Annotated in this window: 14 protein-coding genes; 10 read left to right on the forward strand and 4 right to left on the reverse strand. The window is 47.0% G+C overall.

What is annotated here, in order from left to right; translation table 11 throughout:
* Window positions 1–229 precede the first annotated feature (229 nt).
* On the reverse strand, window positions 230–1,153 hold the full coding sequence (locus BUR09_RS09925; protein ID WP_074216781.1) for an amidohydrolase family protein: 924 nt from the start codon (window positions 1,151–1,153) through the stop codon (window positions 230–232).
* 864 nt (window positions 1,154–2,017) lie between these two features.
* Here BUR09_RS09925 and BUR09_RS09930 point away from each other — a divergent pair.
* Genes BUR09_RS09930 through eutJ form a run of 10 tightly spaced genes read left to right on the forward strand, consistent with a single transcriptional unit; the run spans window position 2,018 to window position 9,424 of the window.
* Window positions 2,018–2,848, forward strand: a complete 831-nt coding sequence (locus BUR09_RS09930; RefSeq protein ID WP_074216782.1) for a cupin domain-containing protein — start codon at window positions 2,018–2,020, stop codon at window positions 2,846–2,848.
* Window positions 2,849–2,862: 14 nt separating this feature from the next.
* Complete coding sequence (gene pta / locus BUR09_RS09935) at window positions 2,863–3,843, forward strand: phosphate acetyltransferase (RefSeq protein WP_074216783.1); 981 nt, start codon at window positions 2,863–2,865, stop codon at window positions 3,841–3,843.
* 54 nt (window positions 3,844–3,897) lie between these two features.
* Window positions 3,898–4,170: an ethanolamine utilization microcompartment protein EutM gene (gene eutM / locus BUR09_RS09940; RefSeq protein WP_020000567.1), complete on the forward strand. Its 273-nt coding sequence runs from the start codon at window positions 3,898–3,900 to the stop codon at window positions 4,168–4,170.
* A gap of 41 nt (window positions 4,171–4,211) precedes the next feature.
* Entirely contained in the window at window positions 4,212–5,549 is a 1,338-nt protein-coding gene (locus tag BUR09_RS09945) for a 4Fe-4S dicluster domain-containing protein (protein ID WP_074216784.1), read from the forward strand.
* A 2-nt stretch (window positions 5,550–5,551) separates the two neighbouring features.
* A complete protein-coding gene (locus BUR09_RS09950; RefSeq protein ID WP_175566015.1) occupies window positions 5,552–6,109 on the forward strand; it encodes a BMC domain-containing protein in 558 nt (185 codons plus the stop codon).
* A 51-nt stretch (window positions 6,110–6,160) separates the two neighbouring features.
* The gene (locus BUR09_RS09955) at window positions 6,161–6,511 is read left to right on the forward strand and encodes a BMC domain-containing protein (RefSeq protein WP_074216785.1); all 351 of its coding nucleotides are present in this window, start codon (window positions 6,161–6,163) and stop codon (window positions 6,509–6,511) included.
* Between the two features lie 38 nt (window positions 6,512–6,549).
* Window positions 6,550–6,828 carry an ethanolamine utilization microcompartment protein EutM gene (gene eutM / locus BUR09_RS09960; protein ID WP_074216786.1) on the forward strand — a complete coding sequence of 93 codons (279 nt, stop codon included), beginning with the start codon at window positions 6,550–6,552 and terminating at the stop codon, window positions 6,826–6,828.
* Window positions 6,829–6,876: 48 nt separating this feature from the next.
* Entirely contained in the window at window positions 6,877–7,161 is a 285-nt protein-coding gene (locus BUR09_RS09965; protein WP_074216787.1) for a EutN/CcmL family microcompartment protein, read from the forward strand.
* Between the two features lie 17 nt (window positions 7,162–7,178).
* Window positions 7,179–8,606, forward strand: a complete 1,428-nt coding sequence (locus tag BUR09_RS09970; RefSeq protein ID WP_074216788.1) for an aldehyde dehydrogenase family protein — start codon at window positions 7,179–7,181, stop codon at window positions 8,604–8,606.
* Between the two features lie 2 nt (window positions 8,607–8,608).
* The gene (gene eutJ / locus BUR09_RS09975) at window positions 8,609–9,424 is read left to right on the forward strand and encodes an ethanolamine utilization protein EutJ (protein ID WP_074216789.1); all 816 of its coding nucleotides are present in this window, start codon (window positions 8,609–8,611) and stop codon (window positions 9,422–9,424) included.
* A gap of 207 nt (window positions 9,425–9,631) precedes the next feature.
* Here the strand turns inward: eutJ and BUR09_RS09980 are convergent, their stop codons facing one another.
* From BUR09_RS09980 to BUR09_RS09990, 3 genes are all read right to left on the reverse strand, one after another.
* Window positions 9,632–10,390, reverse strand: a complete 759-nt coding sequence (locus BUR09_RS09980) for a carbon-nitrogen hydrolase family protein (RefSeq protein ID WP_074216790.1) — start codon at window positions 10,388–10,390, stop codon at window positions 9,632–9,634.
* A 244-nt stretch (window positions 10,391–10,634) separates the two neighbouring features.
* Window positions 10,635–11,915 carry a TRAP transporter large permease gene (locus BUR09_RS09985; RefSeq protein WP_074216791.1) on the reverse strand — a complete coding sequence of 427 codons (1,281 nt, stop codon included), beginning with the start codon at window positions 11,913–11,915 and terminating at the stop codon, window positions 10,635–10,637.
* A 2-nt stretch (window positions 11,916–11,917) separates the two neighbouring features.
* Window positions 11,918–12,460, reverse strand: a complete 543-nt coding sequence (locus BUR09_RS09990) for a TRAP transporter small permease (protein ID WP_074216792.1) — start codon at window positions 12,458–12,460, stop codon at window positions 11,918–11,920.
* Window positions 12,461–12,469: the final 9 nt, after the last annotated feature.

Consider the following 12,469-nt stretch of genomic DNA (forward strand, 5'->3'; position numbering starts at 1 on the left):
TTAAGCCGCGCGTGGTACCTGCGCTCATGTCACCTCAAGCAGGGTTCGGAATGGAGTGTTCCGTTAGGGTAACCGGAGAAGATGAACAGCCGTTAGAGGCATGATCAAAGGAGGAGCTGTACAACCTCCGGTTTAAAAAAAATTTGTGCTGTGCGTGTGCTGTAATTTCCAGTCTGCGCGCACTGTGTACACGCAGACTGGAAATATAAAAACAAAGTATGTTGTGCGACTATTTGCCGAGGCGTGCGAGAACTTCGGTAACGATGTCTTTCACGAGGTCAGCAGATGCTGCGCCTGGAGCAACGGAACCAGCTGGTGCAGTTTCGAGGCCGAGGAGTTTAGCAGCGTTGTCGTGCATAACTTTCTGACGAACTTCAGGAGTGAATGGAAGTTCACCGTAAGTCTGAAGTGCCTGACGGAAATCAATGAATGGGTGAGCAGATGCGTAAAGCAGCTTGTCAGAAATCATTGTGTTAGCAGCCTGAATGTATGCTTCAGACATTGGGGAACGTTCGTATTCAGAAATTTCGATGAATACGTTTTTGTTACGTTCAGCAACGATGATAGCTTCGTTAACCCATGGGTAACCACCGTGGCTGATAACGATTTTGAGCTCAGGGAAGTCGCGAGCAACAAAGTCGATGTAGCGAGGTGCAACGTGGTCAACTACTGCAGCAGGAACGAGAGTAGCAGGACCGGTTGTGAATACGAGAGGAATGTTGAGTTCACAACATTTTGCGTAAATTGGGTAGTACTTAGCGTCGTTAGGGTAGAGCTGAGCGAGGTATGGGTCAACAGCTGCACCACGGAGGCCGTAAGTCTCAACAGCGTTGTTAAGATCGCGGATGCCCTGCATGCCTTTGTGTGGGTCCATGCCGAAGAAGCCGATGAACTTCTCTGGGTGAGCCTGAACAAAGTCAATAACGCTCTGGTTGTTGGCTTTGGAACCGTAGGTGGTTTCACAGTCACGACCGGTGATAACAGCGCGTACAACGTTGTGAGCGGTGAGGTCCTGAACACACTCAGCTACGGTCTGAGCTTTCATTTTAGAAAAATCGATGTGCTGGCAGAGACCTTTGAACATAGTACTGTTCTGGATTCCGCTCAGAGTTTCCGCAGTGTTTGGACGGAAACGGAAGTCAATCACGTTCATTGCAAATCCCCTATGGGTTTTCATCTATCGCCGGAGACATAAAAATGTATGCTTCGCAGCGTTATTAAAATCATTTGGTAGAATATAAAATACTGCCACCAGTGCAAAAGCAAGTAGAGTGCCAGAATGGACACTGAAGTCCTTGTGAAAAGTGTACTTAGAAGAGGTTTGCTGGATGAAAATGCTTGAATGCGAGGGGTTAACTAAGCGAATCTTTGTGATAACGATAAAAATGTTCCAAAAAAGATTGATTAGTTAATCAAAGTTTTTCGTGAAAAAACACCTAGCTAGCTATGTGGAGATGTGCTTTTTGGGGCAGTATATTTGATGCGTAGATGCAGCATTGTTGCAAAAAAACATCTAATTGCACGGAATGCAATGCTTTGCGCGAAGCTGGGTGATGTTGCAGTGTGGCATCTTAAGTAAAATTGTTACTTATTGTTAGAAAAACTGAAGAATATAACTTGTTGAAATAGTATAATTATTGAAGATTGTTAATAACTAATACTAATTGCATATCGATGGTGCATTTTTGCATCCTCCTCTTGACGGTGCAGGCTTGGACGGTTTTATGCTTAAATTGTGTAGAAAATCACAAAGTCTTTTTCCACTATTTTTTTTCTGCTGATTCTTCCTCAACATGCAGAAAACAACGCTTTATTTTTAGTCAGTCTTGTAAGTGACAAGGTCTTTAACATTATGTATAGAAGCGCGGCTTTTTGTGCACGGTTGTTGCAAGAAGAGCAGTGCCTGCTATTACTTTGCAGGTCTATATAAATGTTACGCACAGGTTTTCTTAGCCTGGAAAACTTGAGCAAATGACTGAAAGCCCCATACTAGAACAGCCAACACTGGAGGTACTGCATGGGAAAACGGATAGTCACCGAGGCTGACGTTCACAAAGCCGTTGATAACGGTACTAAGACTCTTAGGCTTAATATTTGTGAATGCATTATTACTCCGCAGGCTCAGGATCAAGCTGAGTTGCTTGGAGTAACTTTCATTGATTCTTCTCTTGAAGAAGCTGCACCTGCACAGGCATGCAGTGCACCTGCTTCTGAAGCATGTGTTGCTCCTGCGCCAGCTCCAGCACCAGTAGAAGTTCCAGCACCAGTTGCCGCTCCGGCTGCACCGGTTGCTCCAGCAGCACCAGCTGCTCCAGCACCGGAAACTGAATGTTCTGAAGCTGATATTGTTGTTCTGCAGGTATGTGCGCTCCTCCAGGATAAGCTTCCGGCAGGAACTAGCCTTGATGTTCTTGAGGCTATTGTTCGCCGTGTTGTTACCGCTAAGCTTGGCGATGCAGCATGTGCGACCACTGCTCCTGCAGCTGCTCCAGTTGCTGAACAAGCAACCGGTGGCAACGGTATTTGCTTTATCGATGGACAGCGTTTGCAGAAACAGGGTTCCAGCCCTGTAGCGGTTGATGAGCAGGTTTTCATCGCTGACGCTATCGGCGCATGCGATAACGCTAAACTTGCTGGCGGCTACATGGAATGGGAACGCGCTTCCTTTACTCGTACTGTTGAATCTCCTGAGATCGGCATCGTTCTTGAGGGTGAATTACATCTTACCATCGGCGGCGAAACCAAAATTGGTAAAGCTGGCGATATGATGTATTTCCCTGAAGGCGTTGATGTTACTTACAGTACTCCTACTTCTGTACGCATCGCTTGCGTAAACAACATCCAGTAATCACGGAGATTGATGTGAGCATTCTGGAACGTTGTAAAGAAGCATGTAGACAGAATCCAAAAACTGTTGTGTTTCCGGATTGTCTGGACGATCGTGTGTTCGAGGCCGTTACCCGCCTGAAGGCTGACGGACTTTGCGAACCAGTACTTGTTCAGTCTCCTTTTGCTGTGCGCAGCAAAATGCGTGAAGCAAAAATCCGTACTACCGGTTTTACCGTAGTAGACCACACCAGTCCTACACTGCTTGAAAAAAATGCAACTGAGTTTTTCGCAATGCGCGAAAAGAAAGGTAAGCCTATTACAATGGATGCTGCTGTAAAAGCCATGCGTTGTCCGCTTGCCGGTGCTGCAATGATGGTTCGCCGTAATGAAGCACAGTTGGGCGTTGCTGGTAACCTCTCCTCTACAGGTGATGTTATCCGCGCCGGGTTGCATATGTTGCCTAAACAGAAAGGTCTTAAAACCGTTTCTAGTTTCTTTTTCATGATCGCCCCTGAAGGCGGCAAGGACTACATTTTCGCAGACTGTGGCGTTGTTCCTGCACCTAATGCAGAGACACTTGCTGATATTGCCATTGCATCTGCGGATAAAGCTCGAAAGCTCCTTGGTGAAGACCCTAGAGTTGCTTTGTTGTCTTTCTCTACCAAAGGTAGTGCAAAGCATGACCGCGTAACTCTTGTTCAGGAAGCTTTGGAAAACGTCCGTGAACGTGAATCTGATCTTCTTATTGATGGTGAATTGCAGCTTGATGCTGCGATTGTACCAAGTGTTGCTGCCTCTAAGGCTCCTGATAGCCCAATTAAAGGTGAAGCAAACGTTTTGGTATTCCCATCACTTGAAGCAGGAAACATTGCGTACAAGCTGGCACAGCGCCTTGGCGGTTACACCGCATTAGGTCCGCTTTTGCAGGGCTTTGCTGCAGGTTGGCACGACCTTTCCCGTGGCTGTAGTGCAGATGATATTTATAAAGTTGCCGTAGTGGGTCAGTGCCTGTAACGGCAATCAAAGTAAAACATATGTCAGTTACTGACTAATTAATTGGAGGATACAATGGACGCATTAGGAATGATCGAAACTAAAGGTCTTACCGCTCTTATCGAAGCTTCTGACGCAATGGTAAAAGCTGCTCGTGTACAGCTCGTTGGTTACAAGCAGATTGGTGCTGGTCTTGTTACCGCTATCGTTCGTGGCGACGTAGCTGCTTGTAAAGCTGCTACCGATGCTGGTGCAGCAGCTGCACAGCGTATCGGTGAAGTTGTAGCAGTACACGTAATTCCTCGTCCTCACGGCGACCTGGAAGACGTTTTTCCTTTTAAACGCTAGTTGGCGCTCTTTGTAGCCCTTAACGCACAAAGAAGAATGTCATGGACAAAGTAACACTTATCCGTTCGATCCAGAATGCTGGTGTTGTCGGAGAAGGCGGGGCCGGGTTTCCGGCCCACGTCAAATACGACACACAGGTAGATACGGTCATTGCCAATGGTTGCGAATGCGAACCATTGCTCCATACTGATCAGTACATCATGAAGTCCCATGCTTCTGACATCATCCGTGCTATGCAGGCTGTTGTCGCTGCGACAGGGGCTACACGTGGTGTTATTGGCATTAAACGCAAATACACCGAAATTGCAGGAATTTTTGCTAAGGGTATCGAAGGTACAGGCCTTGAGCTTGCACAGCTCGATAACTTCTACCCTGCCGGTGATGAGCAGATTCTGGTTCATGAAGTAACTGGAAAATCAATTCCTCCTTTGGGATTGCCTAAAGATGTAGGCGCTGTTGTTGCCAACGTTGGTACTCTGCAGACTGTTGCAGATGCTATGGACGGCAAGCCGCTTACTCACAAGGTGCTTACCGTTACCGGTGATGTAGCTAAGCCTTCTGTTATCCGAGTACCTCTTGGTACTAGCCTTAAAGAATGTCTTGAGTTCTGTGGTGGTGCTACCAACTCAGATCCTGTGTACATTCTTGGCGGCCCGATGATGGGACGTATGTGTGATTCACAGGCTGCTTTTGAGAATGAAGTAATCACAAAGACAAGCGGTGGTCTTATTGTCCTCCCTCGTGGACATTACCTGCACAAGCAGGCAACCCTTGATCTTCACACCATGCAGCGCCGTGCTGCAACTGCCTGTATCCAGTGTCGCATGTGTACAGAACTGTGTCCTCGTTACCTCATCGGTCACAGCTTTGAGACACACAAAGTTATGCGCGCATTTGGTGGAGGACAGGATGTAGCAATGGGTGCCACACAGGCAGCTATGTGCTGTGAATGTGGTGTTTGTGAACTCTTCAGCTGTCCAATGGGACTTTCCCCGCGCCGTATCAACAGCGCGTTGAAAGGACAGTTCCGCGAAAAAGGTGTTCAGTACACCGGCCCGCGTGAAGTTCGTTCCGAGCAGTCTGCAATGCGCCCGTACCGTAAGATTCCGGTACCTCGTCTTGCATCAAAAATCGGTATTGCCGATTACATGAATATTCATCCTGAATTTGAAGGCGATTACAAACCAGCTCAGGTAAGCCTCCCGCTTCGCATGCACATCGGAGCACCTTGTGTTCCTCAGGTGAAAGTAGGGGATACCGTAACGGTTGGTCAGCTTATCGGTGCAGTGCCAGAAGGTGCTCTCGGTGCAACCGTTCATGCTTCTATTGCAGGTACAGTAGTAGAAGTTGGCAACAATATCGTCATTAAAGGAGCATAATTGTGGTAACTCAACTCCAGTCTGTTGGCATGATTGAATTTACTTCTATCGCAGCAGGCATTGAAGCAGCAGACCGCATGATGAAAGCTTCTCTTGTAGAACCTCTCATGCTTAAAACCATCTGCCCTGGCAAATTTGTCGTTGCAGTTCATGGTGATGTTGCAGCAGTTCAGTCTGCAGTTGACGCAGGCATGAGCAGCGCTGACGGTACTGTTGCTGATCACTTTGTAATCCCGAACATCAATGAAGCTGTTGTTGCTGCAATGGCTTGTGCTACCCCGGAACCTACCGGCTCCGCACTTGGTGTTATCGAAACTTACTCCGCAGCGTCCGCTATTCTCGCAGCTGACACAGCAGCTAAAACTGCTGATGTTGATATTGCAGAAGTGCGCATTGCAATGGGGCTCGGTGGTAAGGCGTTCTGTCTTCTTACCGGCGACGTTGCTGCAGTGAACATGGCAGTAGAAGCGGCAGCAAATGTTGTTTCTCAGAGTGCTATGCTTGTTCGCAAAGTCGTAATCCCTAGCGCAGCTCCGGAAGTTTTGCGTAATATTTTGTAGATGCACCTTTTTTAGGTTGCGTCGCTTGAAGAACGAAAGGAACGTATCGTTATGAACGACTCTTTAGGTTTAGTTGAAGTTGTAGGTCTCGTGGCTGCTGTTGAAGCTGCAGACGCTATGTCCAAAGCTGCTCGCGTGCACGTACGCAGTGTTGCTAACGCTGACTCCGGTCTGCTGACTGTTATCTGTGAGGGTGACCTTGCTGCAGTTGGCGCTGCTGTTGACGCTGGTAAAGCTGCTGCTTCTCGCCTTGGCGAGTGCGTTGGCACCAATGTTATCGCTCGTCCGGGCGATGGCCTTGCTGACATGATTGCTAATAAAATTGGTTCCATTTTTGATGAACCAAAAAAAGCTGAAAAAGCTGAAGAAAAGCCAGCTAAAGCAGCTCCAAAGAAAAAATAAATCGGAATATTCCGCTTTTATATAAATAGGAGATACACATGGGCGATGCTCTTGGTATTATTGAAGTAAAAGGCATGACTGCTCTCGTTGAAGCGTCTGACGCCATGACTAAGTCTGCACGTGTTGAACTCGTTGGTTACGAGCGCATCGGTGCGGCTCTCGTAGTTGCTCTTATCCGTGGCGACGTTGCTGCTTGTAAAGCTGCTATTGATGCAGGTGCTGCAGCAGCACAGCGCGTTGGTGAAGTTGTAGCAACTCACGTTATCCCACGTCCTCATGCTGATCTTGAGGAAGTTTTCCCTATTAAAACTAAGTAAACTGCCAACGGAAGATTGCCAGACGGCATTTGAATAAGGAGATACAACATGGAATTAGGAAGAGTACGAGGACAGGTAGTTTCTACTGTTCGTGATCCCGGCGTGCCTCCCGTAACATTGTTGCTGGTAGATCTTGTTACCGCTGACGGTCAAGTTGTTCGTTCTGGACAGGTTGCTGCTGACACCCTTGGTGCCGGTGAAGGTGAATTGGTTCTTTTAGTCCGTGGTAGCTCCGCGCGTTTTACCATGAACGACAGACCTCCGCTTGACCTGAGTGTGATCGCGATCGTTGATCAGATCTCTGCACAGGGCGAAACGGTTTACAATAAATAATATAGTTTGGAGATAACATGGCTATCGCACGTGAACAGATAGAGTCTATTGTTTCTGAAGTTCTTACTCAGCTTAATGGCGCAGCTCAGGCTCCTGCTGCTGCACCAGCACCTACCGCAGGCGACTGGGGTATTTTTGACGAATTGGATGATGCTGTAGCTGCAGCAAAAGTAGCACAGACAAAAATCGGTACTATTGCGATCCGCAACAAAATTATCGATATTATTCGTCGCGCTGCACGTAACAATGCTCGTCGTCTTTCTGAAATGGCTGTTGAAGAAACCGGCATGGGTAACGTTGAAGACAAGATCGCAAAAACCCTTCTTGTTGCAGACCGCACTCCAGGTACTGAAGTAGTATCTGCTGAAGCAATTACTGGTGATAATGGTTTTACCATGATCGAAAAAGCTCCTTGGGGCGTTATCGCATCTGTAACTCCTTCCACCAACCCTGGCTCCACTGTTATCAACAACGGCATCAGCATGATCGCAGCTGGTAACTCTGTTGTATTCGCTCCGCACCCAGCTGCTAAGCGTATTACTCAGGAAGCTATCAAAATCATCAACAAGGCTGTTGTTGCTGAAACCGGCATTGCGAACCTCCTCGTTGCTGTTAAAGAGCCTTCCATTGACGCTGCAAAACGTCTCTTTACTTACGAAGGTATTAACCTCCTCGTAGTAACCGGTGGTGAAGCTGTAGTTGAAGCTGCACGTAAAACCACCAACAAACGTCTCATGGCAGCTGGTGCTGGTAACCCTCCTGTAGTTGTTGATGAAACTGCTGACATTGCTCGTGCAGCTGAGTCCATCTACATTGGCGCATCTTTCGATAACAACCTCATCTGCGCTGACGAAAAAGAAATCATCGCTGTTGATTCTATCGCTGACGAACTCAAAGCAGAGATGAAAAAAGTTGGTGCTTACGAGCTGACTCTCGAGCAGGCTAACACCATCGCTCAGACTGTTATCCTCGATTACGGTACTGACAAAGCTCGTGCTAATCCAAAATGGGTTGGTCGTGACGCTAAAAAACTCGCTGCAATTGCAGGCGTAACTGTACCAGATACTTGTAAGCTTCTCATCGTAGATGCTGGCCGTGACTCTGATTACGTGTTCGCTAAAGTTGAGCAGATGATGCCTCTCGTACCAGTTCTTCGTGCACATAACTTCGAAGAAGCACTCGAATGGGCTCTCAAACTCGAGCGTGGTCTCAGCCATACTGCTGGTCTGCACTCCACCAACGTTAATAACATGGAAAAAATGGCTCGTGCTACTAACACCAGCCTCTTTGTTAAAAACGGCCCTCACGTAGCTGGTCTTGGTGCTGGCGGTGAAGGTTGGACTTCCATGACCATCTCCACCCCTACCGGTGAAGGTGTAACCAACGCGGCTACATTTACCCGTATCCGTCGTTGTTGCCTTGTAGATTGCTTTAGGATCGTTTAGTTATGGCCATTTCTTGGGAGTTAGCATGCGAGCGACTTGATCGCGCCGCAGCCATGATCAATGATACCGAACCAGTTTCGGTTGAAGGTCCAATTCACATTGGCATTGACTTAGGTACAGCAGACGTTGTGCTTATGGCTGTCGATGGCGAAGGCGAGCCGGTTGCTGTCTTCCTGGAATGGACAGAAGTTGTACGTGACGGTGTAGTGGTTGACTTTGTTGGTGCTTGCGACGTTGTTCGTAAATTCGTAGCCATGGCGGAAGAACGTCTTGGCATCGAAATCACCGAAGCTTCCACTTCGTTCCCTCCAGGTACCGATGCGCGTCTTTCCACTAATATTTTGGAAACCGCAGGTCTGGAAGTTACCCACGTTGAAGACGAGCCAAGCTGTGTAGCCTCTCTTCTTGAGTTGGATAAAGCAGCAGTTGTTGATATTGGTGGTGGTACTACTGGTACCGCAATCGTTAAAGACGGCGATATTGTTTTCAGTGATGATGAGCCGACCGGTGGTAAGCATATTACACTTACTATTGCTGGTCATTATGATGTCGATCTTGAAAAAGCTGAAGAGTACAAGCGTAAGGCTGAGGAATACAAAATCCTTCCTATCGCAAAACCTACTCTTGAGCGTGTAAGCGATATTGTTGCAGCTCACATGAAAGGGCATGAGGTTGATTCAATTCTTCTTTCAGGTGGTACATGTTGTCTGCCAGGAATTGAAACTATCTTCGAAAAAGAGCTTAAGCTGCCTGTACATCTTCCAAGCCAGCCGCTTATGTTAACACCGCTATCTATTGCGTCGTTAGCACTGCGCTAGGCTGAAGCGATACGAAATAATAAACCGGCTGTCCGTAAGGACAGCCGGTTTTTTTTATGCCTAAAGTTATGTTAGTTCGTATCGTCTAGCGGAGTTTTGATGATTCTCCGAGGGGGAACATTCCCATAATGAGTTCTCCTTTGACAGATCAACGTACTGAGGAAGTGTTGTCCGTAACCGATGGTAAAGAAGGAGAGGAGGGAAATTCTATTTTGAGAGGGTGGTAGTAATGACAGTTTCGTGGACATCATTGGCTTGAGCGACTACTTCGCCGTTTGTATTCCAAAAAGTAGACTTTCCGGCACATGTGTATGGACCAGATTGACCAACGAAATTTGATATCCCCACCACAATGTTATGTTGCTGAGCATACTTCATAAACATAGTCGCATCTGCTGAGTACCCTTGTTCAGATATTAATAGTGAAGCAAGATAACAATCAGCTCCGGCATTCACTGCATGTTGAATATGTTCCGGATGCGTAGTGTCAGCGCAGATGGCAAGTCCAATGGAGAAGCCTTTCATTGAAAGAAGCATTTGCTCTTTACCAGCGGAGAAGAATTCATTTTCGATTCCGTGGAGGTGGATTTTGCTGTAGTGGCGGATTGGCGCATCGGGAGAGAGTACAACAAGTCCAAGTTCTGGCGCTGTGTTTTTTATTCGTAGTGGTGTACCTACAAGGATTGTCATCGAGTGCTTATTGGCGAGGTTATGCAGTACGCGAATAGGGTGGCTTCCATATGTTATCGCAAAGTCTGCTGAAATCTCAGGCTCATATCCAGTTAATGATAGTTCAGGAAAGATAAGCAATTCGACTTGCTTTTTTGCGGCTTGCTTAACAAGCTCAATGTGCTTTGTGAGATTTTCAGAAATGTTGCATTTGATTGGTGCAAGCTGTGCAAGCCCTACAGTAAGTGCCGAAGTCGTCTGTGCTACCTTATGGTTGGTTGTGAGCGTAGTACAGATACTTGAGTTGTCTTAAAAATACAAACTTGATCGTTGATTGAATTAATTGGTTACTTCCTAAGAGCCACAGTATTTTTCTTGTAATAATATTTAGAATAAAAAACTCTAAATGGGGTCCAGGACGTGCAGCGCCCTTCCTGCACGTCGGAGACAACAATCACTCACAGGGAGATAAAAAAAGCGGAGAACCCTTTCGGGCTCTCCGCAATTTTTCGAGTAAGGTACAAGCTTGTGCTTGAGAGTATTACATGAGCATTTGTGGCAAGAAGAGTACGAGCTGCGGGAACATCACGAGAAGGAAGATAACACCGACTGTGACGCAGCAGAACGGAATTGCTTTCGCAGAGATTTCTTCAAGAGATACGTCTGCAATACCCGAGGCGATAAACATGTTTTCCCCAAGTGGTGGAGTAGAGAAGCCTACGCCACAGCAACATACGAGAACGATACCAAAGTGGATTGGGTCCACGCCGAATGCTTTCATAACTGGAAGCAGTACCGGGGTAACGAGAAGGATGATTGCCAGGGTTTCCATGAACATGCCAAGGAACAACAGGATAACTACTACAAAGATCCAAACAACCATTGGGTTGGAAGTAAATGCGAGGAGCATTTCAACGATCTGGTCAGGGATACGGTACTGCACGAGCAGACGACCGAATGCGTATGCAGTAAACATAATGATAAGTACGCGACCAGTAAGCCATGAAGTAGTCTCAAGAGACTTCATCAGTGCTTTGATTGTAAGTTCTTTATAGATGAAGAAGCCAACAAATAATGTGTAGAAAATAGCTACGATAGCTGCTTCAGTTGGTGTAAAGAAGCCGGAGTAGATACCACCCAGAATAACGATAGGTGCCATCATTGCCCAGAAGCCGTCTTTCATGGACTTCAACAGAGTGGATGCAGACCATTCTGCCATATCCGGTGAAACTTCCATTTTACGACACTTGAATAAGTGCATCGCAATAAGGCCAACAGCAATCAGGAGACCTGGAATAACACCACCGAGGAACATTTTGGTGATAGATTCCTGAGCTGCTACGCCGTAGATAACCATAGGGATTGAAGGTGGAATAATGATACCTACACCACCTGCAGTAGCAGTTGCTGCTGCAGCGTAGCCAGGCTCGTAGTCACGTTTGATCATTGCAGGGATCATCAGCATACCAACCGCAGCAGTAGTAGCCGGGCCGGAGCCAGAAATAGCGCCGAAGAATACACAAGCAAGTGCGGTAGAGATTGCAAGACCGCCACGAACAGGTCCTACGAGGTTCTCAGCAATGAGAACTAATCGTTTTGATACACCAGCACATTCCATCAAGGCACCAGCAAGTACGAACGCAGGAAGCGCCATGATTGGGAAGCTGTTAACAGAGGTGAATGCGATCTGGATGAGCGTACTCAGATCCTGACCTACTACCATGAATGAGAACATGGCAGACACACCAAGTGCTACTGTAATTGGCGCTCCCAAGAGCATGAGCACCAAAAATGTTAGAAATAAAACTTCTGCAACACCCATGACTAGTCCTCCTCACCCTTCAGAGCATTTTTACTCTTTTCAATATCAGCTTTGTCAGGGTCTTCAATTTCTTGCTTCAGAATCCACTTGATGTAGTTGACCTGCAGAATTCGCAGAGTCATGAGTGAGAAGCTAAGTGGGAAGATCATGTACACCCAGCTGAGCTGCCAGTCGAGCGCAGGGGTTGAGTACGGAAATTCGATCAGGTCCTGAATGGTCTGAATGCCTTTCCAAGTCATCACGCTGTTAAATACGATCCAGACACCATCCATGAGCAGCATGGAAATATCAGCTACGATTGGTGGAAAGAGCTTAAACTGGAGCGTTACACGGTTGTGAGCAGCGAGTCGTGCCGCGTAGGAAGCGCCGAAAAATACAAACCAAACAAATGAGAAGCGGGCGACTTCCTCACTCCAGTACAATGGTGTTCCCAGTTCGCGCAGAATAATCTGTAAGAAAAGGATAACAACAAAGAATGCAAGGAGTGCTTGGCAGATGTAACTCTCAACATGGTCGAGAATATTAAAAAGGATTTTTTTGAACATCAGGTTTCC

This window comes from Halodesulfovibrio marinisediminis DSM 17456 (assembly GCF_900129975.1).
In the GTDB taxonomy this organism is placed as follows: domain Bacteria; phylum Desulfobacterota; class Desulfovibrionia; order Desulfovibrionales; family Desulfovibrionaceae; genus Halodesulfovibrio; species Halodesulfovibrio marinisediminis.

Coding starts and splice junctions, on each gene's coding strand:
- BUR09_RS09985 (WP_074216791.1), bottom strand. CDS start 11,915: ATGGGTGTTGCAGAAGTTTTATTTCTAACATTTTTGGTGCTCATGCTC.
- BUR09_RS09945 (WP_074216784.1), top strand. CDS start 4,212: ATGGACAAAGTAACACTTATCCGTTCGATCCAGAATGCTGGTGTTGTC.
- BUR09_RS09925 (WP_074216781.1), bottom strand. CDS start 1,153: ATGAACGTGATTGACTTCCGTTTCCGTCCAAACACTGCGGAAACTCTG.
- BUR09_RS09990 (WP_074216792.1), bottom strand. CDS start 12,460: ATGTTCAAAAAAATCCTTTTTAATATTCTCGACCATGTTGAGAGTTAC.
- BUR09_RS09930 (WP_074216782.1), top strand. CDS start 2,018: ATGGGAAAACGGATAGTCACCGAGGCTGACGTTCACAAAGCCGTTGAT.
- eutM (WP_074216786.1), top strand. CDS start 6,550: ATGGGCGATGCTCTTGGTATTATTGAAGTAAAAGGCATGACTGCTCTC.
- eutM (WP_020000567.1), top strand. CDS start 3,898: ATGGACGCATTAGGAATGATCGAAACTAAAGGTCTTACCGCTCTTATC.
- BUR09_RS09965 (WP_074216787.1), top strand. CDS start 6,877: ATGGAATTAGGAAGAGTACGAGGACAGGTAGTTTCTACTGTTCGTGAT.
- BUR09_RS09970 (WP_074216788.1), top strand. CDS start 7,179: ATGGCTATCGCACGTGAACAGATAGAGTCTATTGTTTCTGAAGTTCTT.
- BUR09_RS09955 (WP_074216785.1), top strand. CDS start 6,161: ATGAACGACTCTTTAGGTTTAGTTGAAGTTGTAGGTCTCGTGGCTGCT.
- eutJ (WP_074216789.1), top strand. CDS start 8,609: ATGGCCATTTCTTGGGAGTTAGCATGCGAGCGACTTGATCGCGCCGCA.